This window comes from Acinetobacter sp. P8-3-8 (genome assembly GCF_000214135.1).
In the GTDB taxonomy this organism is placed as follows: Bacteria; Pseudomonadota; Gammaproteobacteria; order Pseudomonadales; family Moraxellaceae; genus Acinetobacter.
Genome location: NZ_AFIE01000196.1, coordinates 1 through 263, shown reverse-complemented (window position 1 = coordinate 263; position 263 = coordinate 1). Strand labels below are relative to the sequence as shown.

General features: G+C 41.1%; 1 protein-coding gene. It reads right to left on the bottom strand.

The genetic code is table 11. The annotated features are described in order from the left end of the window. A partial coding sequence (locus GGG_RS20350) for a hypothetical protein (protein WP_034600383.1) occupies positions 1-263 on the bottom strand: 263 nt, incomplete at both ends.

Below are 263 nucleotides of genomic sequence, written 5' to 3'. Positions count from 1 at the left end.
TTGTTTGAATTGCAGTTTTAGGTAAATTCTGATTAAGCCATTGATACTTAACTTTATGGGCAAAATTTCCCCACCACGATTGAGAGGTAGGACTATACCAACGTTGTTCAGTCAGTCGCCCACGGCTGTCATAATTTCGCCACAATTGCTGACCTGAGGACAAACGATAATGGGCCAATTGCCCAGTACTACTCCATTGAATTTGATCAACAGAAGCTTTTTCGCCATTTTTAGTGAGTTGTAAAGCAGTAACCTGACCCAAA